The 24,910-nt window shown below is 50.1% G+C and carries 23 protein-coding genes; 17 read left to right on the top strand and 6 right to left on the bottom strand.

Going from position 1 to position 24,910, the window contains the following annotated elements:
• The first annotated feature begins 10 nt into the window (after positions 1-10).
• From R3187_RS02600 to R3187_RS02590, 3 genes are read left to right on the top strand one after another with little or no spacing between them, the layout of a single operon-like run.
• Complete coding sequence (locus R3187_RS02600) at positions 11-751, top strand: SDR family NAD(P)-dependent oxidoreductase (protein WP_318965135.1); 741 nt, start codon at positions 11-13, stop codon at positions 749-751.
• Entirely contained in the window at positions 748-1,299 is a 552-nt protein-coding gene (locus tag R3187_RS02595; RefSeq protein WP_318965134.1) for a DUF2878 domain-containing protein, read from the top strand. Before R3187_RS02600 ends, R3187_RS02595 begins: the two co-directional genes overlap by 4 nt.
• Positions 1,280-1,780 (top strand): chalcone isomerase family protein, encoded by a 501-nt coding sequence (locus R3187_RS02590; RefSeq protein ID WP_318965133.1) that lies wholly within the window; start codon positions 1,280-1,282, stop codon positions 1,778-1,780. Before R3187_RS02595 ends, R3187_RS02590 begins: the two co-directional genes overlap by 20 nt.
• A gap of 137 nt (positions 1,781-1,917) precedes the next feature.
• Here the strand turns inward: R3187_RS02590 and R3187_RS02585 are convergent, their stop codons facing one another.
• Positions 1,918-3,222: an alkaline phosphatase gene (locus R3187_RS02585; protein ID WP_318965132.1), complete on the bottom strand. Its 1,305-nt coding sequence runs from the start codon at positions 3,220-3,222 to the stop codon at positions 1,918-1,920.
• Between the two features lie 217 nt (positions 3,223-3,439).
• On the opposite strand from R3187_RS02585, the gene R3187_RS02580 reads away from it, so the two are divergent.
• The 5 genes from R3187_RS02580 to R3187_RS02560 all read left to right on the top strand — a co-directional run bounded on the left by R3187_RS02580 (position 3,440) and on the right by R3187_RS02560 (position 10,970).
• Positions 3,440-4,288 carry a methyltransferase gene (locus R3187_RS02580; RefSeq protein WP_318965131.1) on the top strand — a complete coding sequence of 283 codons (849 nt, stop codon included), beginning with the start codon at positions 3,440-3,442 and terminating at the stop codon, positions 4,286-4,288.
• Positions 4,289-4,460: 172 nt separating this feature from the next.
• Positions 4,461-6,116 (top strand): long-chain-fatty-acid--CoA ligase FadD, encoded by a 1,656-nt coding sequence (fadD, locus tag R3187_RS02575; RefSeq protein WP_318965130.1) that lies wholly within the window; start codon positions 4,461-4,463, stop codon positions 6,114-6,116.
• A 44-nt stretch (positions 6,117-6,160) separates the two neighbouring features.
• Positions 6,161-7,315 carry a ribonuclease D gene (rnd, locus tag R3187_RS02570; RefSeq protein ID WP_318965129.1) on the top strand — a complete coding sequence of 385 codons (1,155 nt, stop codon included), beginning with the start codon at positions 6,161-6,163 and terminating at the stop codon, positions 7,313-7,315.
• A gap of 134 nt (positions 7,316-7,449) precedes the next feature.
• Complete coding sequence (locus R3187_RS02565) at positions 7,450-8,838, top strand: DUF4397 domain-containing protein (RefSeq protein WP_318965128.1); 1,389 nt, start codon at positions 7,450-7,452, stop codon at positions 8,836-8,838.
• A gap of 188 nt (positions 8,839-9,026) precedes the next feature.
• Positions 9,027-10,970, top strand: coding sequence for a S9 family peptidase (locus R3187_RS02560; RefSeq protein ID WP_318965127.1), 1,944 nt, complete (start codon positions 9,027-9,029; stop codon positions 10,968-10,970).
• A 77-nt stretch (positions 10,971-11,047) separates the two neighbouring features.
• Here the strand turns inward: R3187_RS02560 and R3187_RS02555 are convergent, their stop codons facing one another.
• The 5 genes from R3187_RS02555 to minC form a co-directional block, all read right to left on the bottom strand.
• Positions 11,048-12,025, bottom strand: coding sequence for an MDR family oxidoreductase (locus R3187_RS02555; protein ID WP_318965126.1), 978 nt, complete (start codon positions 12,023-12,025; stop codon positions 11,048-11,050).
• Between the two features lie 43 nt (positions 12,026-12,068).
• Positions 12,069-12,695 (bottom strand): TetR/AcrR family transcriptional regulator, encoded by a 627-nt coding sequence (locus R3187_RS02550; protein WP_318965125.1) that lies wholly within the window; start codon positions 12,693-12,695, stop codon positions 12,069-12,071.
• Between the two features lie 195 nt (positions 12,696-12,890).
• Positions 12,891-13,151 (bottom strand): cell division topological specificity factor MinE, encoded by a 261-nt coding sequence (minE, locus tag R3187_RS02545; RefSeq protein WP_019675453.1) that lies wholly within the window; start codon positions 13,149-13,151, stop codon positions 12,891-12,893.
• A gap of 3 nt (positions 13,152-13,154) precedes the next feature.
• Positions 13,155-13,964: a septum site-determining protein MinD gene (gene minD / locus R3187_RS02540; RefSeq protein WP_318965124.1), complete on the bottom strand. Its 810-nt coding sequence runs from the start codon at positions 13,962-13,964 to the stop codon at positions 13,155-13,157.
• A gap of 11 nt (positions 13,965-13,975) precedes the next feature.
• Positions 13,976-14,701 carry a septum site-determining protein MinC gene (gene minC, locus R3187_RS02535; protein WP_318965123.1) on the bottom strand — a complete coding sequence of 242 codons (726 nt, stop codon included), beginning with the start codon at positions 14,699-14,701 and terminating at the stop codon, positions 13,976-13,978.
• A 143-nt stretch (positions 14,702-14,844) separates the two neighbouring features.
• Between minC and R3187_RS02530 the strand changes: the two genes are divergently transcribed.
• The 9 genes from R3187_RS02530 to R3187_RS02490 all read left to right on the top strand — a co-directional run bounded on the left by R3187_RS02530 (position 14,845) and on the right by R3187_RS02490 (position 24,901).
• The gene (locus tag R3187_RS02530; RefSeq protein ID WP_318965244.1) at positions 14,845-15,126 is read left to right on the top strand and encodes a YcgL domain-containing protein; all 282 of its coding nucleotides are present in this window, start codon (positions 14,845-14,847) and stop codon (positions 15,124-15,126) included.
• A 1-nt stretch (position 15,127) separates the two neighbouring features.
• Positions 15,128-16,228 (top strand): lytic murein transglycosylase, encoded by a 1,101-nt coding sequence (locus R3187_RS02525; protein WP_318965122.1) that lies wholly within the window; start codon positions 15,128-15,130, stop codon positions 16,226-16,228.
• A gap of 3 nt (positions 16,229-16,231) precedes the next feature.
• Positions 16,232-16,894: a fumarylacetoacetate hydrolase family protein gene (locus tag R3187_RS02520; RefSeq protein WP_318965121.1), complete on the top strand. Its 663-nt coding sequence runs from the start codon at positions 16,232-16,234 to the stop codon at positions 16,892-16,894.
• 2 nt (positions 16,895-16,896) lie between these two features.
• A complete protein-coding gene (locus tag R3187_RS02515) occupies positions 16,897-17,391 on the top strand; it encodes a YcgN family cysteine cluster protein (RefSeq protein WP_318965120.1) in 495 nt (164 codons plus the stop codon).
• Positions 17,392-17,408: 17 nt separating this feature from the next.
• Entirely contained in the window at positions 17,409-18,026 is a 618-nt protein-coding gene (locus tag R3187_RS02510; RefSeq protein ID WP_318965119.1) for a mechanosensitive ion channel domain-containing protein, read from the top strand.
• 76 nt (positions 18,027-18,102) lie between these two features.
• Positions 18,103-21,528, top strand: coding sequence for a chromosome segregation protein SMC (gene smc / locus R3187_RS02505; RefSeq protein WP_318965118.1), 3,426 nt, complete (start codon positions 18,103-18,105; stop codon positions 21,526-21,528).
• A gap of 20 nt (positions 21,529-21,548) precedes the next feature.
• Positions 21,549-22,460: a cell division protein ZipA gene (gene zipA / locus R3187_RS02500; RefSeq protein WP_318965117.1), complete on the top strand. Its 912-nt coding sequence runs from the start codon at positions 21,549-21,551 to the stop codon at positions 22,458-22,460.
• A 63-nt stretch (positions 22,461-22,523) separates the two neighbouring features.
• A complete protein-coding gene (ligA, locus tag R3187_RS02495; protein WP_318965116.1) occupies positions 22,524-24,566 on the top strand; it encodes an NAD-dependent DNA ligase LigA in 2,043 nt (680 codons plus the stop codon).
• A complete protein-coding gene (locus tag R3187_RS02490) occupies positions 24,566-24,901 on the top strand; it encodes a DUF3392 domain-containing protein (protein ID WP_318965115.1) in 336 nt (111 codons plus the stop codon). The genes ligA and R3187_RS02490 overlap by 1 nt, the downstream gene beginning before the upstream one ends.
• Positions 24,902-24,910 lie beyond the last annotated feature (9 nt).

Raw genomic sequence — 24,910 nt, 5'->3', positions numbered from 1 at the left:
AGGATATATTATGACCAAAACCTGTTTGATCACCGGTGCCAGCTCTGGCATGGGTAAGGCAACTGCTTTACATTACGCGGCAAATGGCTGGCTGGTATATGCACTTGCCCGCTCCGCAGATAAGCTGGCTGAACTTGCCAGTCAGAACGACAATATTAAACCGGTCAGTTTAGATGTGACTGACAGCGTTGCTCTGGCAAGCTGGGCAGCCGCTTTACCCGCCGACCAGAAATTTGATGTGGCAATACTTAACGCCGGCACCTGTGAGTATGTTGATGTGGCAGATCTTGATCTGGCCGCCTTTGAACGTACCTTTGCGGTTAACGTGCAGGGAGTGGTTTGCTGCACCCGCTACCTGCTGCCTCTGCTGAACAAAGGAAATCATCCGTCTCTGGCTATTGTCAGTTCCATGTCGCATTTTTTTCCGTTTACCCGGGCCGAGGCGTATGGCGCCAGTAAGGCTGCAGTTGCATATTTTGCCGACAGTTTGCGGGTCGATTTAGCCGACACCGATATCAATGTCTGTTTAATTGAACCCGGTTTTATTGATACTCCACTGACCCGGAAAAACGATTTTGAGATGCCATTTCTGATGGCGCCTGAAAAAGCCGCCAGCCGGATTTTTGATGGTATTAACGCCGGCAAAAGCCGCTTACGTTTTCCGCGACGGTTAAGTTTTAGTTTGAAATTGCTGGGATTATTGCCCTATAACCTGCGCAATAAGCTAGCCAGCAAAATGAGGCAGCAATGAGTAGTATCGACACCAGCACCGACACCGCTACCGTAGCAGGATACTTATCGCCTCAGCGTGGCATCCACTGGCGGTCAATTATCGGCTTTGAGCTGGCCTGGCTGGCGCTGGTTTATTTTCAGAGCCTGGCGATAGTGCCGGCACTAGCCTATTTATTGTATGGCCTTTACAGACTGCCCAACCGGCCCCGACTGGCGGTAATGATTATTGCCGCAACCGGCATTGTGACCGATACCCTGCTGGTGTCGTTGCAGGTTATCTCGTTTAGCGAAACCATGCTGTTGCCCGGCTGGTTTTTATTAATCTGGCTACTGTTCGCGCTGGCTGCAGTGGAAACAATGGCAGGTTTTCTGCGCCCCTGGTGGCTGGGCATGCTGCTTGGCGCGACGGGCGGCCCGCTGTCTTATCTGGGGGGGGCTGCACTAAGCGGTGGGATATTGCAGTTTCCGTTGGCCAGCTGGTCATTTGTCGTGCTGGTTGCGGTATGGGGCGTTATTGGTGTGATACTGGGATACAGCAGGAGGTTTTATGCACAAACTGTTAAGTAGTGTTTTCGCTCTTGGCTTTGCCGGCATGGTGGCAGCGACACCGGATCTGACGACAGTGGGCGAGGGCAGTCACCGTTACTTATTCTGGCAGCTTTATGATGCCAGACTTGCCAGCGCAGATGGTACTTTTCGTGATTACCAGCAAAGTCGTCCATTGTTGCTGGAATTAACCTATAAACGCGACATCAGCAAACAAGAGTTTATCGAAGCTACAGTAGAGCAATGGCAAAGGCTGGATAACAGCACAGCGCAACAGCATCAGCAGTGGGCAGAAAGACTGAAAGTGTTATGGCGCGATGTCAAAGAGGGTGACCGGTTAGCGGCAGTGTTAACTGAGCAGGGCCAGGTACAGTTTTATTTTAACGACACCGATATCGGTGTGGTGGAAGATAAAGCATTTGCGTCGGCGTTCTTCGATATCTGGTTACACCCGGATACGATGGCGCCGAAATTACGGCGCCAATTGATTGCGGCAGAGTAGAGTTAAGTTAAAATATCGAATCTATTTGTTCACGCTAACACGCCGTAAACCCATCCCTGGGGGCTCGTTTCCGCCCGTCCGGGGCTTCAACGGTTAGCTTAGAACAAATTGATTCTCACTTCTGAGTTTTGACAAAATTACTTAGTCTGCTGAATATACTGGAACAGCTTTTTGGCGATAGCCGTGTTATCCATAAAACCGTTAAATTCGCCGGCATTTTTACCATAGGCCATTACCGGGACATCAGCCGCCGTGTGGCCGCCGCTGGTCCAGCCGGTTTGCGAGGCGTCGCTGATAAACTGCAGTATCTGATTGCGGCCTGCCTTTTCGTCAGCATCTTTCAGTGCCGTTAGCAGTAATTGTAATTGCGCTTCATCCAGACTTATTCCGGTAAGTTCAGTATAACGTTGGCTGATTTGCTGCGGGCTTTGCAGTTGCTGCAACTGGCGGGCGATTTCCCTGCCGGTTGCTTTAACTTGTTTGATGACATCTGTCCGCCATTCGTAAACACCGTTGGCGCCTAATGATAAACCACCGGTTTCATGGTCTGCAGTTATAACCAGTAAGGTATCCGGGTTAGCATCGACATAAGCTTTAGCAACACTGATGGCTTTGGCAAAGTCATTCATTTCAGCCATGGCACAGGCAATATCATTATCATGACCACACCAGTCAATCTGGCTGCCTTCGACCATTAATACAAAGCCCTTGTCGGCAGCTGATAATAACTGCAGCGCTTTTTCCGTTAACGGCGCCAGCATGCCGCCACCGGCCGAATTCAGTGCTGCAGGCAGGGCAGTCTCAGCCAGTAACGCCATTGCCGGTAACCGGGTTAAATTATCAAGCTGGTTATAGTCATCAGTATACTGGTAACCCAATTCAGTAAAGCCATCTACCAGGTTACGATCTTCACGGACAAAATACCTGGTGCCACCCCCGATAATTAAATCGGCAACCGGCTTGCCGTCAATCCGGTAGTCCAGATACATATCAGCAATATCATCCATATTGCGCCGGCTGCTGTTGTGGGCCAGAAATGAAGCCGGGGTAGCATGGTTAACCTGCGAGCTGGCGACAATACCATTGGCTTTGCCAAGGCGTTTGGCCAGCTGCATCATGGTGCCAATTGGGATATGTTGCCGGTTGACTGAAATAGCGCCATTGTAGCTTTTTACTCCGGTAGCCAGCGCCGTTGCGCCGGCCGCAGAATCTGTTACCAGGGTATCATCATCAGGATAAGTACTGGCCATTCCGGTTAGCAAGTCATCAAAAACGGTACTGGCTACCGTTGCTGATACCGGGTCATGCTGATAATAACGATAACCTGCGACATAAGCCGGCCCCATTCCATCACCTATCATATAGATAATATTTTTCGGCGCGGCAACGCTGACCACGGGGAATAAACTGACAACGGCCAGAGATAAGATGGCTGTACGCATTGGTGAAACCTGTACTTTAACTAATTTTGATTAGTGTACGTTAACTTCTCAGGCCAACCAAGCGCCATGCGACAGGCAGACTTTTTTTCAGGCAGATGATCAATGAAGTGTTTTGCTGGACAATTTTCAGCCTGACAGGCTATCTTAGAACGAATATCTTGTACCGTGGTCGTACAAGTATGATGTTTAGCATACTGAATTGTTGTAAAAGGAAGCTATGAAAAAAATAATAACAAACATAGTACTGACTGTTGGGCTTACTTTAGCCTGGCAATTACCGGCTACAGAGCCTGACCCACGCCAGAAAATTAGCGAGCTGGCGCTCAGTAGTGCCCGCACAGCCGAGCACATTAGTCGCAACCAGTATCGTCACCCGGCTGACACCCTGCACTTTTTTGGTATAGAGCCCGACATGGCAGTGCTGGAAGTCTGGCCTGGTCGCGGTTGGTATACTGAAATTCTGGCTCCCTACTTAAAAGATCAAGGTCATTTTACTATTGCCCAGTTCCGCCAGGACGATGGCACCTTAAAAGACGAGCGGGCAAAGTTCTGGGCCCGGCTTAGTGCAACATTGTCGGACAAAATATCTGAACAGGAAGATTATTTTGGTACCGTGCATCAGATTGAGCTTGAGCCCCCCTATTTTGAACCTGCTCTAGCGTCAGAGCAATTTGACATGGTGTTGTCATTTCGCAATGCCCACATCTGGGATGAAAGTGGCCATTTATCGGCTACCCTGCAAAGCTTGTATGATCTGCTTAAACCCGGCGGCGTATTGGGTTTAGTTGAACACCGGGCGGCGACCTTGTCTGATACAACGAGTGTGGCAGTGGAAGGGTATCTTGATGAAGCTTATGTGATTGCAGCAGCGGAACAAGTCGGCTTTGAGCTGGTTGCGCGCAGTGAAATTAATGCCAACCTGCTGGATAGTAAAGACCACCCGAAAGGCGTTTATACACTACCCCCCACTCTGGCATTAGGTAACTACAACCGGGACATGTATCTGGCAATTGGCGAAAGTGACCGGATGACCCTGAAGTTTATTAAACCCGTTGCGCAGCCCTGATAGCGCGCAACTGCTGTAAGTTAATTGTGCGGGACGGCTAATTATGGGATGATTAGCGCTAGAGTAAATACTCAATATTCGGCTTATTATCCGGCAGTAATGTATAGCCAGTTATTGCAGGCAGCCATATTTATAACTATAAAATAATAACCTTAACAGAAAGGAGAGGACGGTGGATAAAGTTTGGTTAAAACGTTACCCGTCAGGTGTGCCCGCAGAAATTGATGCTGATCATTACCCTTCGCTGCTCGATATCTTTTCCCAGAGCATTAGCCAGTTTGCCGACAAAACCGCTTTTATCAATATGGGTAAAAGTATCAGCTACCGGGAGCTGGACAAATTAAGTAAAGCATTTGCCGCCTATTTACAAAAAGATCTTGGCCTGAAAAAAGGTGATGCAGTCGCCATTATGATGCCGAATTTACTGCAATACCCGGTCGTATTAATGGGTGTACTGCGGGCTGGTTGTACTGTTGTTAATGTTAACCCGCTTTATACACCGCGCGAATTACAACACCAGCTGTCCGACTCTAAAGCAAAAGCGATTGTTATTGTTGATAACTTTGCCCATACCCTGGCTGCAGTAGAAAAGCAGCTTAACCTGGACCACATTATTCTGACCCGGATGGGTGACATGCTGGGTATGGTAAAAGGCACTGTTGTCAATCTGGTGGTTAAGCATATTAAAAAGCTGGTGCCCGCCTATTCGTTGAGCAAGTTTGTGATGTTTAATGCGGTACTGGAAAAAGGTCAGCATTTAAAATATCAGAAGCCAGAGGTAAGCGGCGATGATATTGCCTTTTTGCAATATACCGGTGGTACCACCGGGGTATCGAAAGGTGCCATGTTAACGCATCGCAATATGGTGGCTAACCTGGAGCAATGCAGTGCTTTTCTTGACTGCTTTCTCGACAAAGGTAAAGAGCATGTGGTTACCGCATTGCCGCTGTATCATATCTTTGCCTTAACCGCTAATTTCTTTACCTTTTTCAAGTACGGTGGCACTAATTTATTGATTACGAATCCACGGGATATGCCCGGTTTTGTTAAAGAACTGGCTAAATTTCCGTTTACTGCTATTACCGGCGTTAATACCCTGTTTAATGGCTTACTGAACACGTCAGGTTTTGCTGAGTTAGATTTCAGTCGCTTAAAGCTGTCATTAGGTGGCGGTATGGCAGTGCAGCGGCCGGTAGCAGAACGCTGGAAAAAAGTAACGAAAACCCGCCTGCTTGAAGGCTATGGTTTAACAGAATGCTGTCCGCTGGTTACTTTAAGCCCGTTTGATCTGGACGATTTTAACGGCAGTATTGGTTTACCGGCACCGTCGACGTTAATTCGTTTAGTCGATGAGGACGGTAATGATGTTGCAGCCGGGGAGCCGGGTGAAATGCTGGTTAAGGGCCCACAAGTAATGCTGGGCTATTTAAACCGGCCGGAAGAAACCGCCAAAACCCTGAAAGACGGTTGGTTGTACACCGGTGACATTGCCACTATGGATGACGAAGGCTTTTTCTATATTGTTGATCGTAAAAAAGACATGATTATTGTCTCGGGCTTCAACGTATTCCCGAATGAAATAGAAGAAGTTGTGGCGATGGACGAAAAAGTGTTGGAAGTGGCTGCCGTTGGCGTACCCAGCGACAGTTCCGGCGAGGTTGTGAAGGTGGTAATCGTTAAAAAAGATCCATCACTGACCCAAGAGCAGGTAATCGCCCATTGCAAACAACATTTAACGGGCTACAAGGTACCAAAACTGGTAGAATTCCGCGACGAATTACCGAAAACCAATGTTGGTAAAATTTTGCGGCGCGAGCTGCGGGATTAATCCAGAGCCGGCGTTTGCCGGCTTTGTTTTTTAGAGATGTATCGATGAGTTATTTGCTAACCGACAACCTGAGCCTGGCACAGTATTGCCAGAATGCTGCCGGCCAGAGCGTGCTGGCGGTCGATTCTGAATTTATCCGTCAAAGTACTCTGTACCCTAAGCTTGGCTTAATTCAGTTGTTTGATGGCAAGCAGCTGGCGCTGGTTGACCCGCTGACCATTACCGACTGGCAACCACTGGCGCAATTGTTAGCTGATGAAACCATAGTAAAAACGCTGCACTCCTGTACTGAAGATCTGGAAGCGCTGGCAACCATTGGCATTGTCCATATTCAACCGTTATTTGATACCCAGCTGGCAGCAGAGCTACTGGGGTGGGGCAGCAGTATTGGCTACGCCCGGCTGGTAGAGCAGGCAACCGGCGAGGTGCTGGATAAAAGTGAGTCGCGCACCGACTGGCTGGCCCGGCCACTGGCGGCAACGCAGCTGGAATATGCCGCCAATGACGTCACCTATTTGCTACCGCTGTATCAGCACTTAATGGCCCAGTTTACTAATCCGGCATTCTTACCGTTATTATTGGCCGAAGGACAGCAGTTGCAGCAGCGAAGGGCCAACCCTTTGCCATTGCGGTTAAAGTATCTGGAAGTTAAAAACAGTTCATTGCTGCGCAGTCGCGAGCTGGCGGTACTGCGCGAGCTGGTGGCCTGGCGTCTGGAATACGCAGCGAGCCGGGATTTAGCACTGGGCCTGGTCATTAAAGACTTTCAGATGCTGGAACTGGCGAAGCGCAAACCCGGCTCCGTTGAGAGCTTATTAAATATTCCCGGCATGACCGGGCGCGATCTGCGCCGCCATGCTAAAACCCTGATTGAATTAATTGAGCTGGCAAAGCAGTTACCGCAAGACAGTTGCCCACAGGCATTTTATTACCCGGAGCATTTTCCGGGTGAGAAAGTGGCGCTGGCTGAACTGACCCAGGCAATAAAGGATACCGCTGCAGAAACCGCTATACCGGCAGCGTTTTTATCGGTTCGGCGCCAGCTGCATGAATACTTTAACTGGTGTTGGCGGGTGACTGATCAAGAGCGAATGTTACTGCCGGTACCAGAATATTTAACCGGCTGGCGCCGGCAGTTGCTACTGCCAAAATTACCGGTACCGTCGCACGTGCAGGAAATTATCAAAAATCTTGTTTAAACGCTGTTAAGTTTAAAACAGATCAGTAGAAAAATTTGGTTAATACAGATAAAAATCTGCAATAAAAAAATCTGATCCTTTTCAGTTTTTAGTGGCGTACACCTTACGCAACTATTAACTGAAGGGTAATAACCATGAAAGGAATACTAAAATTTGCCGTACCGGCTGTTTTAACTTTATCACTTGCTGGTTGTTTTGACAGTGATTCAGAATTGCCAACGCCGGTCCCACCACCGCCACCGCCGCCAGTAGTTGATGCCACCTTACGGGTCGTGCATGCCTCATTTGATGCGCCAGCTGTGAATGTCAGTGTTAACGGCGATGTCGTTATTGAAAATCTGGCCTATGGTAACAGCTCTGAGAATTTCAGTTTGCCGCCAGCTGATTATGCAGTCGCGGTCGACGCAATACTGCCGGGTGAAGGTAATACTGCGACGGTGATAGATGTGCCTGAACTGGCCCTTGCCGAAGCAACCAACTACAAAGTCTTTGCAGTTGGCCTGGTGGCCGATGAAACCCTGGCGCCATTGGTAGTCACCTCAGATGTGGCTGAGCTGGCTGATGGCAACGTCCGGTTGCAGGTTGTGCATGCAGCGTCTGCTGCCCCTGCGGTAGATATTCATGTTACTGCGCCAGACGCAGAGCTGGGTGCGCCGCTTAACACACTGGCATTTACTGAATTTACCGAGGCATTGGACGTGCCGGCCGGCGATTACCGGGTGCGGATCACCTTACCAGGTACTGAGACGGTGGTATTTGACAGCAACACCCTGACGCTGGCTGGCGGTACTGATTTAGTCGTCGCGGCTATCAACAGCGAGTACTCAGGTGCATCACCGGTATCGCTTATCGCAGTAACACCTGAAGGCGAGGTGCTACCTATCCTGGACGATGGTTCAACCTCTTCGCTGCGGGTGGTGCACAATGTATCAGACGCACCGGCGGTTGATGTCGTGGTAAATGATAACTTCGCCGAGCCACTGGTATCAGACTTAGCTTTCCCTGATTTCACCGGCTATGTTTCGCCGGCACCGGGCGACTACAATGTTAAAGTTACAGTAGCAAACACCCAAACCGCAGTGATTGATGCTGATGTCACACTGGACCCAGGCGCGTTTTACACGGTACTGGCAGTAGGCTCATTAAGTGATGCTGACGACTTTGCGATTGAGCCGTTAATTCTGATAGACGATACCCGTACTGTAGCCACTGAAGCCCGGGTTCGGATCATCCATGGTTCTACTCTGGCCGGTAATGTTGATATCTATGTCACAGCCGATGGTAATATTGCCGATGTGATGCCTGCTTTTAGTGATGTACCTTTTAAAGCTGAAACCGGTTATGTGCCACTGGCCGCCGGTGAGTACTTTGTAACGGTAACCCCAACCGGTACCAAAACCGCTGCTATTGAAACCGGTGCCCTGATGCTGGAGGCCAATAAAATTTACACCGCTATTGCCCGCGATGGTGCTGGCTTAATGGGGGTAGGTTTAACGGTAATGGATGGTTTTGTTGCTGAGTAATCTGCCAGCAAATACGCCACTTTAACGGTTCTGATTAGACGGTTCTGAATAAGAACTGACACCAAAGCCCGCGTTGCGCGGGCTTTTTGTTGCAATAATTATCACTTTTTATAGAAAACATTTTGCCTGTTTACAGCCAATTTGCTACTTTGCAGCAGCAAAAATAATATAAAAAAGGAACATCAGGGATGAAATATTTAGTAGCCAGCGTAATGCTGTTCGTCACGGTATCGGCCTTTCACACCATTGCCAGCGAATTGCCGGTAGAGGCATTTGCCAGTGCGCCCTCTGTCGATATGTTGAAACTGTCACCAGACGGTACCAAGTTGTCGATGATCCAAACCATTGATACTGATGAGCAGCAACTGGTGTTAGTCAAGCTGGTTGACCTGACAACCGATGAGCAACGTTTTCTGGTAAAAGCCGATAGCCGGGATCTGACAATTTTTTCGGTGATTTGGGCTAACAATAAGCAGTTGCTGATGCGGGCGGCTTATGCCACCCATCGCTTTGGCACACCGGTTACTGAAACCCGGTTAATGGTTGTTGATGTGGAAACCGGTAAAAATAAAAGTATTGTCAGCGGCCAGTTAGCACGTCGCTTAGTGCGTACCCCGCAGTTTCAATCCAATATTGTCGATTTAATGCCCGCTGATGAGCACAATTTTTTACTGGCGTTGGACGGTTTCAATCAGGAATCAGGCGTCAGTGTGGTGAAAGTTAATCTTAACGGCGAGCGTTACAGTATCGTTGCCCATGGCCGTAAAGGGATCTATGACTGGGTGGCCGATCGCCAGCACCAGCCGCGCATTGCCATGTTTCGTGAGGACACCCTTTACGAAGTCAAAGAAAAGCTGGCCGACAGCAATGATTTTCGGACCTTATGGCAGTTTGAGATATTTTCCGGAGACGAAGTCTGGCCGATAGGCTTTGATAGCAATCCGAACATTTTGTATGTATCGGCTTACCATGATGGCCGCTTAGCAATATTCAGCACCGATATCTCAAAAGAAAAGCCGCAGCTGACCCTGGTAAAGGCAGACCCCAATTATGACGTGCCTGCTGATATTGATTATTCATGGCAGCATAATAAAGTTATTGCCATTGGTGGTGATTATGTTGATGACGCTCATCAGCTATTCCAGAAAGCCCTGGATGCCGCCATTCCTGACGCCGATAACCATATCCTCAGCATGAGCCATGATCAGAATCGCTACATTGTAAAATCAAGCAGCGCGACAATGGCCGGAAGTTATCTGCTGGGCGATCGCAACGAGAAATCGCTTGGCTATTTAATCGATAAGTACAAAGCGCTTGACCCCGCTTTAATGGTGGCGAAGCAGAAAATCAGCTATCAGGCGCGGGACGATTTGAAAATTGAAGGCTTTCTGACCACACCGCTGGGCTATCAGCAAGACGTTTCAGCTGCCTTACCAACCATTATTTTCCCGCATGGCGGCCCCATCTCTTTTGATGATGACGGCTTTGATTACTGGACCCAGTTTTTTGCCAATCGCGGCTTTGCCGTGCTGCAAATGAATTTTCGCGGCTCGCATGGTTATGGCTTCGATTTTATGCAAATGGGCTTACAAGGCTGGGGCCTGCAAATGCAGGACGATGTTGAAGATGGCACCCGCTGGCTGATAAAAAAGGGCATTGCTGATCCCAAGCGGATATGTATCGTTGGCGCCAGTTACGGTGGTTACGCCGCGCTGATGGGCGCGGTCAGAACGCCCGAGCTGTACCAGTGTGTAATAAGCTTTGCCGGCGTTACCGACGTTGAAGATTTGGTAAAATCGCATCGCAGATTCACCAATTATGAAATAGTCAAAAAACAGCTAGGGGATAATTTTGATTTGCTGGAGCAACGCTCGCCGCTGACTCATGCTGAAAAAATTCAGGTACCGGTGTTACTTATTCATGGCACCAAAGATCGCAGTGTCCCGGTCGATCAAAGTACCGCCATGTATAAAGCACTGCGTAAGCGCGATAAAAACGTGCAATACATTGAGCTGGAAGATGGCGATCATTACCTCAGTACCAACAGCCACCGTCTGCAAACATTTAAAGCGATGGATAGTTTTTTGAAAACCCATTTGCTAAGACCGATGCAGCAGGCCGCAATAAACTAGCGTTATTACTCTGTCTAACAAAAATGCCCGCAATAAGCGGGCGTTTTTGTTAATGTTAATTTTTTTCGTTGCTAAAATCACATTTTTACGACGACCCGGCCCTGTATTTTTCCCTCTAATAACGCGGAGGCGGTATCAATTACCTGATCTAACGAAATAACCTCGCTTATGGCGTCAAAATCTTCCGGGTTAAGCAGTTCAGATAAGTGCTGCCATGCCTGCACCCGATCAGCTAATGGCCGCATTACACTATCAATACCATATAACGTCACTCCGCGCAGAATAAACGGGGCAACGGATGACGGAAAATCCATCCCCTGAGCCAAACCACATGCCGCAACGGCACCGCCATAGCGGGTGCTGGCACAGGCATTCGCCAGGGTGTGGCTCCCCACACAATCTACCACACCGGCCCAGCGCTCTTTTTGCAATGGTTTGCCGGGCTCACTGAACTGTGAGCGAGGTAAAATATCCACTGCGCCTAATTTTTTCAGGTAGTCGCTTTCCTCTGGTCGGCCTGTTGCCGCTACTACCTGGTAACCCAATTTACTTAATATACGCACAGCATAGCTGCCTACGCCACCATTCGCTCCGGTTACCAGTATTTCACCATGCGCTGGCGTAATGCCATGCTTTTGTAGTGCTAATACAGACAGCATGGCGGTGTAACCAGCCGTACCTACTGCCATGGCCTGTTCCGGGGTTATGCCGGCTGGCAGTGGGATCAGCCAGTCGCTTTTCAGGCAGGCTTTCTCTGCCAGGCCACCCCAATGCCCTTCGCCTACGCCAAAGCCATTCAGCAGTACCTTATCGCCCACGTTAAAGCGATCGGCATCGGATTGCAGCACTTCACCCACCAGATCAATGCCCGGCACCATCGGGAAGCTACGCACCACCGGGGCCTTACCCGTTATCGCCAGCGCGTCTTTATAATTAATGGTACTGGCGATTACTTTAACAGTAACATCAGCTGCAGGCAGCTGTTGCTCGTCCACGTCGTTTAATACAGAGCGATACCCTTGTTCGTCTTTATTAATCAGAATGGCTTTAAACATATATTTCTCCGTTGAGATGGCTTGCTTGGATGTAATGTTAAAATCAGTTTTGCAGCTGCTCTAGAAAGAATTGGCAAAACTGGCGCAGCGGTAAGTCAGAGCTCAGTAAGCGGGCGCGTGATACGGCACCTTCCCAGCCGATCCAGAATACTTCTGCCAGATATTTACACTCTTTGTCGGCACTTATTTCGCCGCTTGTTTGCGCCTCGCGCAAACAAGCGGCAACCTTGTTTTGCCAGCTCGCATAAGTATCCATAATGGCCTGGCGAAAAGCCGTGGGTAACTTTGTTACTTCTAATTCTAAATTGCCAATAAGACAGCCGCGGTTGTAGTCGTATCTGGCCATACTTGCGCTAGCATCCGTCATAAAATTATTTAACCGCTGCAGCGGCGCCACACTGTCATCCGCAAGACTACGGTCTAACTTATTTTCAAAATACTGCCGATATTCCTTAAGCACCTGCAAACCAAAGTCTTCTTTGTTATCAAAATGATGATAAAAAGACCCTTTTGGAACCTGAACCGAACGTAAAATACTATCAAGGCTACTTTGATTAAAACCGGTTGCGGTTAACCATTCTAATCCGGCTCGAAGCAACACAGCTTTAGTGTCAGTGGGCGCGTCTACGCATGTTTTTGGCCTGCCGCGGCCGCGTTTTAGACTGTCCATAAATAGCCCTACTGGTTTTACTTTATTTAGACTGATTGGTCTAAAATAGGCTATGTTGTATTAGTTTGCAAGTGGGTAACGAAATGAGGTGGCGGTAAAACTGATGGGGTAAGCCAGAGCTGGCAGCTTAATGGAAGAGTAAAAACATAAAAAAACCCGCGTTGCGCGGGCTTTTCTCAATGCATTGTCAGACGCTTAGCGCTTATCATCCGGGAAGGTGACATTTAACTCCAGTACCGAGATCTGGTCGCCGCGCTGTTCAAGCGAGACGGCAATCTGGTCGGCCGGAATATCAACATATTTGCGGATAACTTCCAGGATATCGCGTTCTAATTGCGGCAGATAATCCGGGCCGTTACGCCGTTTGCGCTCGTGGGCGACGATAATCTGCAGCCGCTCTTTGGCGGTGCTGGCAGTGTTTTTCTTGGTTGAGCGAAAATAGTCCAGTAATGACATAGGTTAACCTCCAAAAATCCTTTTCATAAAGCCCTTTTTCTCCACAGTCAGAAAACGGAATGGCACTTGCTCGCCCAATAAGCGCTTTATCGTATCAAGATACGCCTGGCCGGCGTCGCTTTCTTTATCCAGAATAACCGGCTGGCCTGAGTTAGAGGCGTTAAGCACTGCTTGTGATTCCGGAATAACGCCAACTAATTCAATGGCCAGAATCTCTTTTACATCCTCGACGCTGAGCATTTCGCCTTTTTCTACCCGCTCCGGGTTATAGCGGGTGAGCAGTAGGTGCTCTTTAATACCTTCCAGGCCCTGCTCGGCGCGGCGTGATTTGCTGGATAACATGCCAAGAATGCGGTCTGAATCGCGCACTGATGAGACTTCCGGGTTAGTCACCACTACCGCTTCATCGGCAAAATACAGCGCCATCATTGCGCCTGATTCAATACCGGCCGGCGAGTCACAAATAATAAAGTCGAACTCTTTAGCCAGCTCGTTTAATACTTTTTCCACGCCTTCTTTCGTCAGGGCGTCTTTGTCACGGGTTTGCGATGCGGGCAGAATAAACAGATTATCGGTGCGTTTATCTTTAATCAGGGTTTGCTTTAAATTGGCTTCGCCGTTAATCACATTAACGAAGTCATATACCACCCGGCGCTCACAGCCCATAATTAAATCCAGGTTACGCAGGCCGATATCAAAATCGACAATAACGGTTTTATGGCCTGCCAGCGCCAGGCCGGTGCCAATTGCCGCACTGGATGTGGTTTTGCCAACACCGCCTTTACCCGATGTAACCACAATAATTTTTGCCATAGTGACGATCCTTACACTAATTCAGAGATGACTAAGCTATCGTCCTGCATCTTAATGCAGGCTGATTTGCCCCAAAATTTGTCCTGCAAACTGTCGCTGAGCCAGTAATTACCAGCGATAGACACCAGTTCTGCCTGCAGGTTATAACAATAAATGCGCTTGCTGGTATCGCCACTGGCACCGGCAATTGCCTTGCCCCTGAGCGAACCATAAATATGAATATTGCCATCAGCAATCACTTCGGCGCCGGCGCCAACAGCCCCTTTAACAATCAGGTCGGTGCCTTTGGCATAAATCTGCTGACCGGAGCGGACGGTTTGCTCGACAACTTTGCTGTCCATGGTCACCGTCACCGCCGCAGCGGGAGCAGTATCTGCTGCAGTAGCTGTAACCGCAGTTGCGCTGGCAGCTGGCTCTTTGGCTTTAACACCGGGCTTGCCCGCTTGTAATACTGCCAGGCCTGCGGCATGAGCTGCAGTTTTCTGCTCAGCATTAGCGGCCGTTACGCCAACTAATACCAGCTTTAGTTCAGTAAACAGGCTTTTTAACGCTGCAAAGTCAGGTGTGTCGCTTACATCGCTCAGGTTGAGGACAATCGGGGCCTGCAGGAAAAATGCAGGCGCTTGCGCCAGTTTGGCGCTTAGCAGTTTTTGCAGGGTTGCCGCGCTTAAATCAGCACAATGCAACACTGACATTGGGAATAAACTCCCTTTCAGTTCTAACGAATTATCAGACATAAAACACTTGGCGCACGCGTTATTTTTATCACTGCGATAAGCAGTATTATTTATGCACCTGACGCTTGAGCCAGTGCGCATTACCTGTGCTTCATGTTATAGTTTCGCCCTCTGTTAGGCAAGGTAGCGAAGACGTTTTATTGATGTTATGTGTTGTTTATAAAAGCCCGCGCAAAGAGGGCACTTATCTGTATGTTGAACGCCGTGACGATTTCAGCCCGGTACCGGCTGCTTTGCTGACTACTTTTGGTAAACCGCAGCTGGTTACGGTAATTAATCTGGCAAAGCGGGAACATTTAGCCCTGGTGGATATTCATAAGTTACGAACTGCGCTTAGTGAGCAGGGATTTTATCTGCAATTGCCACCTCCACCTGAAAACCTGCTGGCTCAGCATAAAGCCAGTATCCAGACAGAAAAAGGTTAATATGAAATTAAAATTTGCGCTAAAAAACATTGGCTTACCTGTAATAATGGCTAGCGGGCTGCTAACGGCTGGCGGCTGTTTCGCTGTCACCAGTCAAACCACTAATCAGCCTGAAGCCACTAGCCAGCCTGAAACCACGGCTGCTGAGCAACCGGCAAAACCAAGCTTTGAGCAATATACTGCTGCCCTGCGTCAGGAAGCTGAGCAGAAAGGCTATGACAAGGCCCTGCTTGATCAAGTGTTCAGCTCGTTAACTTTTCACGAACGGGTAGTAAAAGCCGATCAGAGTCAGCCTGAAGTTGTGGAAACACTGAGCACGTACTTACCGAAGCGGGTAAGTGACATCCGGATCACCATGGCCCGTGGTTTTTATCAGCAATACCTGCCACAGCTGGAAATAATTGGTGAAAAGTATGGTGTGCAACCGCGCTTTATCGTTGCCCTCTGGGGCCTGGAGAGCAGTTTTGGCCGCTTTATGGGTACTTATTCCATTCCATCGGCATTAGCTACACTGGCTTATGATGGCCGGCGCGAAACGTTTTTCCGCCAGGAGTTTTTTAATGCGCTGGATATTCTGGCCGAGGGCCATATCAGCTTTGCCGATATGAAAGGCTCCTGGGCCGGGGCGATGGGCCAGAGCCAGTTTATGCCAAGCTCATTTTTAGCCTATGCTCAGGACGGTGATGGTGATGGCAAAAAAGATATCTGGACCAATCAGCTGGATGTGTTTGCCTCTATTGCCAATTATCTGAAACAACAGGATTGGGATAACAGCATTACCTGGGGCCGGGAGGTTGTCTTACCGGAAGGGTTTGATACCAGTTTGGCTATTCAGCGCGGCAGTCTGGCGCGCAGTGCCTGGTTAGGCCGCTGGAACGACTCTGCCCGCAGTCTGGCGAAATGGAATGAATTAGGTGTCCGGCGCTTAAATGGCACTGAGTTACCTAAACGTGACATGCAGGCGGCATTAATTCTGCCTGATGGCGATGCAGGGCGGGCTTTTTTAGGTTATGACAACTATAAAAGCCTGATGCACTGGAATCGCTCTTATTATTTTGTTACCAGTGTCGGCTACCTGGCCGACCTGATTATCGCTGAGTAAAGTATGATTTATTCGCATCAGCACGTTGATGGTGGGCTTATTGGCCTGCCAGCGGGAAAAGTGGTCTGTATTGGTCAGAACTACCAGGACCATATCGCCGAAATGCAAAGCAAGACGGCGGCAGAACCGCTATTTTTTATTAAGCCGGCAACTGCCTTATGCGCGCTGGCGCCTGGTTTTGCCATTCCTGCCGGACGGGGCGCGGTGCATAACGAGCTGGAACTTGCTGTTTTAATCAGTCAGCCATTAACGCAGGCCTCAGCAGAGCAGGTTGCCAATGCCATTTGGGGTTACAGTCTGGCGCTGGATTTAACCCTGCGCGAGGTACAGGCCAGCCTGAAACAACTGGGCCGGCCCTGGGAAATTGCCAAAGGCTTTGATGGCGCCTGCCCGGTGGCAGGGTTTGTGCCGGCAAGTGATATCGATCACCCGCAGCAACTGGATTTCAGTTTAACGGTGAACGGGGTTCAGCGACAGCACGGTAACAGCGCGAATATGATCCGCGGTATCAGTCAGTTAATCAGTGAAATGTCGCAGCATTTTACCTTGTTGCCCGGTGATATGGTGCTAACCGGCACCCCGGCTGGCGTCGGACCCTTGCAAACAGGAGACCAGCTGCAGCTGCAACTGGCCGACTATTTTACTGTAACTAGCAGAGTAAGCTGAGCATGGCACTAGCAGAGCGTTACTGGGAAACTAAAACCCTGGATGAGATGAACACCGAGGAATGGGAAGCACTGTGCGATGGCTGCGCAAAATGCTGTCTGAATAAATTTATTGAGGATGATGACGAGCAGGGCCCAACCGATGTGCTGCATGCCGATGAGCAGGTGCACTATACCAATATTGCCTGTCGCTACCTGAACAGCCACAAGTGTGAATGCACCGAATACAGCCAGCGTAGTGTATTGGTGCCCGACTGTATTCAGTTAACCAAAGCGAACTTAAAAGACATTTTCTTTATGCCAACCAGCTGTGCTTACCGGCGGTTGCATGAAGGGCGGGGCCTGCCCGGCTGGCATCCGCTGCTGAATGGTGGCAAAAAAAGCCTGATGCATAAAAAGCAAATGTCGGTGCGCAATAAAACCCTCTGCGAAACCAAGGTAGATATGGAAAATTTTGAAGACTATATCGTCCGCTGGCCGTTAAACGATTTAGATTAAGCAGCAGAGGAATAAAGGTGTCTTTTCTTGAATACAGTCAGCAACTGGTGCGTCATTTTAATCCGGTTACTTTGCAGCTGATTATCAGTGTATCGGTAGTAATATTGTATTTTATAGTCAGTTACCGGGTTATGCCGCTGCTGTATCAGGTTATCGCCAATAGCCGCCTGAAAGCCGATATGAATAAACGCGCGGCCGCAGTATTTCATATTTTGCTGGTATTGCTGCTGATTGTCGTGCTCAGTATTATATGGGGCGTAGATATTCGCGGTTTACTGGTGCTGGCGTCTTCTATGATTGCCGTGATCGGTGTCGCATTATTTGCCGCCTGGAGTTTACTCAGTAATATTACTGCTTTTTTTATTCTGCTTGGACAAAAGGCTTTTGCCAAGGGCATGGAAGTGCGGGTAATCGACGGCGCAAATTACCTGGAAGGGCGGATTGTCGAAATTAACCTGTTCAGTACCGTACTGCAAACTAAAGACAACGAGCAGGTGATCTACCCGAATAACCTGCTGGTGTCACGGCCGGTGGTGGTCGCTGCCAGAAAAAGCCGCAATACGGCAAAAATTACAGTAGCCGAAAAAGCACAGCGCTGGCGCCGCAAGACCTTCAGCACGCCTAAGGCCGACTGATTATTCCGTGACAGCTGATTTTGCTGCTGTTACATTCAGCTAAAACGGCTACTAAAAACAATAATACCGGGCACTAATGCGCTTAAAACACATTAAACTGGCGGGCTTTAAGTCCTTTGTTGACCCAACCCTGGTTCCTTTTCCTGAGCAAATGACGGCGGTGGTCGGGCCGAACGGCTGCGGTAAATCCAACGTCATTGATGCGGTGCGCTGGGTGCTGGGTGAAAGCTCGGCCAAAAATCTGCGCGGCGATGCCATGACCGACGTTATTTTTAATGGCTCAGGCCAGCGCAAGCCGGTATCCCAGGCATCGGTTGAGCTGGTGTTTGAAAATACCGAAGGCCGGCTAAGCGGCAATATGGCCGATCGCAGTGAAATTTCGATTAAGCGGCTGGTCACCCGCGAAGCGCAATCAACCTATTTTTTAAATGGCAGTAAATGCCGGCGGCGGGATATTACTGACATATTTCTGGGGACGGGGCTGGGGCCCCGCAGCTACGCCATCATTGAGCAGGGTATGATCTCGCGGCTGATCGAGTCTAAGCCACAGGAGCTACGGGTATTTATTGAAGAAGCTGCTGGCATTTCCAAATATAAAGAGCGGCGGCGCGAAACCGAAAACCGGATTAAACACACCCGCGAAAACCTCGAGCGGCTGGCTGATGTGCGTGAAGAGCTGGCGAAAAATATCGATAAGTTAAAACGTCAGGCCAGCACGGCCCAGCGCTATAAAGAATTAAAAGCGCAGGAGCGCAAATTAAAAGCAGAACTGACGACGTTAAAATGGCTGCGCTTTAATAACCAGTTAACAGCACTGGAGCAACAGGTCGCCACCGCGGAAACAGAGCTGGAAAAATATCAGGCCGGCATGCAGGGCGAACAACGAATACTGGTTGAGTTAAAAGAACAAACCAGTGACGCCAGGCAGCAAGCCGAGCAGCAGCAAAGTCGCTTTTATCAGCTGGGCAATACCATCAGCCGGTTGGAGCAGCAAATATTGCATCAACGTCAGCAACAGCAGATGCTGAGCAGTCAGTTGCAGCAAAAACAGCAGGCGCTGGCGGACAGTGAGCAATTTATTGCAGCCGAGCAACAACAACTGGCAGAACTGATAAGCCAGCAGCAACAGTACAGCCCCGAGTTAGCGCTTAGCGAAGAGCAGCTGGTTGAACTGGAGCAGCAGTTGCAGCTGGCTCAGGATGAGCTGGCAACTCAGCAGCGGCTATGGCAGCAATGGCAGCAGCAGCATTTTAACCTGCGTCAGCAGCAACAGCAGGCGCAGTTAGAGTGGCAAAATGCTACCCATCAGGCTGAACAGTATCAGAGCCAGTTAACCCGACGCCAGCAACAGTTAAACCAGTTGCAGCAGCAACAACCTGCACAGCATGATGAAGCGCTGGCAGCCAGGCAGCAGCAGCTGACAACGCAAAGTAACGCCGCAATCCAGCAACTGGAGCAGGCTGAGTTAAACGCAGAGCAAACAGCACAGTACAGCGCCGCCTTTAAGCAGCAACTGGCTGCGCTTAGCCCCCGGCAGCAGATGTTAAAACAGGAGCAGCAACGGCTCAGTGCACTTGACGCCCGCCAGCAGCAAAACCAGCAGGCATTGCTGGCGCAGTTAGCGGTGCAACCGGGTTGGGCAGCGGCGGTTGCCACTGCGCTGGGTGCGCTGCAACACGCTATGGTAAATAATGATGCTGCCAAGTCAGGTTCAGAACCTGATAATTTCTGTTATGTCAGCGCGATAAGCCAGCAAGCCCGGCCCGGCACATTGGCCAGCGTAATAACAGACGGCTGTTATCCGGATTATTTTCAGACGATTTTACTGGCAGATAATCTGGCGGCGGCACTACGCCTTGCTACCGACCTGACGCCAGGGCAGTCGGTAATGACTGCAGACGGCCACTGGTTGGGACAAAACTGGGGGCAAAGTAGCAACAGCGATAGTAACGACTCCGGTTTGCTGCGCCGCGAGCGGTTAACAGTTATTGCCAGCGAACTGACTGAGCTGGCTGCTGAGCAGGCACTGCTGACTGAGCAACTAACAGAAGCACAGCAGACAGCTAACGACGCCCGCCAGGCCCTGGCCGAACAGCAACAATATCTGAGCGAATTACGCCAGCAACTGCAGCAGCTGGATACTGAGCGTCAATTGCAAGCTCAGGCCGCACAAATGGCCAGACAACAACAACTTCAGCTGGCAGCGGAATGCGAGCAACTGAGTAACCGGCTAAGTGCACTGGCAACAGAGCAGGCTGTGCTTGACGAGCGCCGCCAGCAAGCCGGATTCAGTCTGGCTGAACATGCCGATGCTGAGCAGTCCCTGCAGCAGGCGCAGCAACAGGCACAACTTGCACTGCAGCAGCGCTCTCAGCGCTATGAGCAGCAAAAAGAGCAGTGCCGGCAACTGCAAACCCAGTTAATCCTGGCCGAGCGGCAGCAGCAGAGTCTGGCGCAGAACCTGAACCGGGCGCAGTTACAGCTGGCGCAATTGCGCGAGCAAATCGTTGAATTACAGCAGCAACGTGATGACAATAATGAGCCGGAAATTCTGTTGCAGGAGCAATTACAGGAAGCGCTGTTAAACCGCGAAGATGCCGAGCAGGCGATGATTGCCGCCAATGATTTACTTGCCGGCTTTGAGCAACAAATGAGGGAACTCGAGCAGGGCCAGCAGGGAATTATGCAGCAGCTTAACCTGAAGCGGCAGCAAATAGAGGCGTTGCGTCTTGATGCCGAGGGTTGCCGGATCCGAGCTAATAATATGCTGGAACTGCTGCGCGAACAGCAGGTCAATATTAAGGATGTGTTACCGCAACTACAGGCTGATGCCGACGAAAGCCAGTGGCAACAACAATTGGATAAAACCAGCGAAGCGGTAGCGCGGTTAGGCGCGATTAACCTGGCAGCAATTGATGAATACGAGCAACAGGCAGAGCGCAAGCGTTATCTGGATAGTCAGCATGATGATTTAACCTCGGCGCTGGATACCCTGGAAAACGCCATGCGTAAAATTGACAAAGAAACCCGGCAGAAGTTTAAAGACACTTTTGAGCAGGTAAACGAGGGCTTAAAAGGATTGTTTCCGAAGGTATTTGGCGGTGGTAGTGCTTATCTGGATCTGACCGAAGATGATTTACTGGAAACCGGTGTTACTATCATGGCCAGGCCGCCGGGCAAAAAAAACAGTACAATTCATTTATTATCGGGTGGTGAAAAAGCGCTAACGGCCTTATCATTGGTGTTTTCAATATTCAGACTGAATCCGGCACCGTTTTGTATGCTGGATGAGGTAGATGCACCGTTAGATGACGCTAACGTCGGCCGGTTTTGTAATCTGGTGCGGGAAATGTCAGAAACGGTGCAGTTTATATATATTAGCCACAATAAAATTGCCATGGAGATGGCAGCACAGCTGATGGGCGTGACCATGCAAGAGCCTGGGGTATCGCGGGTGGTGGCTGTGGATGTGGATGATGCTGTCAAGCTGGCAGTAGCCTGATAACATAATAAGGTACAACTATGGCTAGTGAGTTGAGATTAGTATTAATTATTTTAGGGGCGCTGGTACTGGGCGGCCTGTTTATTCATGGGCTTTGGACAGTACGGAAAAATAACCGCCAGGCCGGACATCGCTATCATCCCGATAACACACCAGCGGCGGCGCCGGAGCAGACAGAAGGCTTTGACGATTTAGGCGTGGGCCCGGTACGGGTTGTGAAATCCCGGACAGCTGCTGCCGGCACGTCCGCTCGAACCGAACCTGAAGTCAGAGCAGCGTCACAGGCAGCGCCCGGGGCCAGTCAGGTGCGGCAGCAGCCGGAGCTGGACTTTGGCGAGCCAGAGGCAAAAACCGAACCGAGTATTAATTTCAGTGCGCTGGCTGATGATGAAACCCCGCGCAGCCCGCAACGTGACAGCGCATACCGTACCGGACCACAACACGATTTCGATGAGCAGGCCACAGCAGGCGCTGCTGAGCCTGAGCAAAAATCAGCGCATCAGCCCTCTGAAGTGCTTATTTTGTATGTGCTGTTGCCGGAAGGGCGTGATATTAAAGGCCCGGATTTATTATCAGCGTTATTGCCACTTGGCTTTAAATACGGCGATATGGATATTTTCCACCGGCACCTGGATAGCGCCGGCGGCGGTGAGGTGTTATTCAGCCTGGCCAATATGTTTAACCCCGGCACCTTTGATTTAGAGCAGATAGATAAAATCAGCACCCGTGGTTTAAGTTTGTTTATGACCTTACCTGGCCCGGGCGAGCCGCTGCAGAATTTTAATTTAATGCATAATGCCGCCAAAAAGCTGGCCGAAGAATTCGGCGGCCAGGTACTGGATGGTCAGCGTAGCGTATTAACGGTGCAAACCGTGCGGCATTATGTCGACAAAATTCGTGAGTTTCAGCGCCAGCAACTTATTCACGGATAAGTACAGTGTTTATCCTATACGGCAGGGCAACCCCTGCCGTTTTTCATTCGGTATTAAAAACTAATGAGCCAAGCAGACCAAGCAGATAAAGCCAGAATTGTTGCGTTAAGGGCGTTACTGCATAAATACTCGCACGCCTACTATAACCTGAACACCACCCTGGTGCCCGATGCGGAATACGACCAGCTATTTGATGAGCTGGTAGCGCTGGAGGCAAAACATCCTGAATTAGCCGATGAGCATTCGCCTACCCGCAGAGTAGGGCAAACCCCGCTGGATAAATTTGTCCAGTTTCAGCATACCCTGCCAATGCTATCACTGGAAAAAGCCAAAACAGAAGACGAACTGACCCAGTTTAATAAACGAATAGCCGATAGCCTGGATGCCAGTGCAGAAATTGAATTCTGTTGTGAACCTAAACTTGATGGCGTGGCGCTGAGCTTACATTATCAGCATGGCCTGCTGATAAGAGCTGTGACCCGCGGCGATGGCTTTACCGGTGAGGATGTTACCCAGAATGCGAAAACGATTAAATCGGTGCCGCTGAAGTTATTTGGTGACACGCATCCGGCATTTCTGGAGGTAAGAGGCGAGGCTTATATTCCGCTGCAGGATTTTAGCCAGATGAATGCACGAATGGCGCAAAATGGTGAAAAACTGTTCGCTAATCCGCGTAATGCGGCCTCTGGCAGCTTGCGGCAACTTGACCCGAAGATAGCAGCAGAGCGGCCGCTTTTTTTCAGTGCCTATGCGGTAGGGGATTACGATGATGCCTCCGGCCAGCTGGATCAAGCCAGTCACTATACCCGCCTGCAGCAGTTGCAACAGATGGGCTTGGCAGTAAGCCCGCTGCTGCAAAAAGTAACCGGCATTGCTGCGGTAATTGACTACTGCCATGCTCTTTTTACCAGACGGGATCGTCTGGATTATGAAATTGATGGTGTCGTTATCAAGGTTAACCGGCTGGCCCAGCAACAGGCACTGGGTTTTGTGGCCCGGGCACCGCGCTGGGCCATTGCTTTTAAATTTCCGGCCCAGGAGCAGCTGACCACGCTGCTGGATGTTGAGTTTCAGGTGGGCCGTACCGGCGCCATCACCCCGGTGGCACGGTTAGCGCCAGTCGAGGTCGGCGGAGTCACTGTCAGTAACGCCACCTTACATAATCAGGATGAAATTACCCGGCTGGGTATCAAAATAGGCGATACCGTCACCGTGCGCCGGGCAGGCGATGTCATTCCGCAAGTTGTTGCAATATTACCTGAGCGGCGACCTGTGGACGCGCGGGATATTTTATTTCCTGTCAGTTGCCCGGTTTGCGGTTCAGCAATAGAGCGGGTTAGCGGCGAAGCGGTGGCCCGCTGCAGTGGCGGCTTATTTTGCCCGGCACAGCTGAAAGAGTCGATTAAACATTTTGTCAGCCGTAAAGCCATCGATATTGATGGCCTGGGTGACAAGCTGGTAGAGCAGTTGGTTGATCAGCAACTTATCCGCACCCCGGCTGATATTTACAAACTGGATATGCCAGCATTAATTGGCCTGGAACGAATGGCCGAAAAGTCGGCGTTAAAGCTGCTAAATGCGATAAAAGCATCGTGTCAGACCACGCTGCCGCGGTTTATTTATGCATTAGGTATTCGCGAGGTCGGCGAAGCAACGGCGCTTAATCTGGCGCAGCATTTTGGCAGCTTGCCAGCGATCGCTGATGCCAGTCTGGAGCAACTGCTGGCGGTCAATGATGTTGGCAACGTGGTGGCAGAGCATCTGCAAAGCTTTTTTGCCGAGCCGCATAATCAGCAGGTTATTGCGACGCTGCAACAGGTGGGTATTCACTGGCCGGATATTAGCGTGCAGCAGGCCTCAGCGCAGCCACTGGCTGGCCAGACGGTGGTATTAACCGGCACGCTTAGCAGCATGGGGCGGGATGATGCCAAAGCCCGGCTGCAACAGCTGGGGGCCAAGGTATCCGGTTCAGTGTCGGCGAAAACCCATGCGGTGATAGCCGGTGATAATGCCGGCTCAAAACTGACCAAAGCCAACGAGCTTAATGTGCCGGTGTGGACTGAGCAGCAAATGTTAGATTTATTCAGTAGTAACGGAGTGGCCTGATGCGCGAGCTGTTGTATCAGTTATTAACAGACTGGGGGTTATTGTTCCGCCCTTATATCCGGGATATTGCGCTGGCAATGGTCGCGACCTGTCTGGTGGTGTTTGGTGATGATATCAACCGGTTTATCCGCCGCCAGATTAACAGCCTGCATTTTATCTGGCGCACTACTATTTTTATTCTGGTGTGTGCTTTTGGCTATGGCGCTATTACTATTTTTCTGACCCCGGTAGTCGCCGGTTTGCTGGTGCGGCTGACCAATATTGAGCTGCCCTGGGTTTGTCTGGCAATTTTTATTGCTCTGGGTATGCTGGCCCAGCGCAAGCGTCAGGTTTAAGCTGCCGAT

Source organism: Arsukibacterium sp. (genome assembly GCF_033721375.1).
In the GTDB taxonomy this organism is placed as follows: Bacteria; Pseudomonadota; Gammaproteobacteria; order Enterobacterales; family Alteromonadaceae; genus Alishewanella.
The sequence above is the reverse complement of the archived record's forward strand: the minus strand, read 5'-3'. Positions and strand labels throughout refer to the sequence as shown.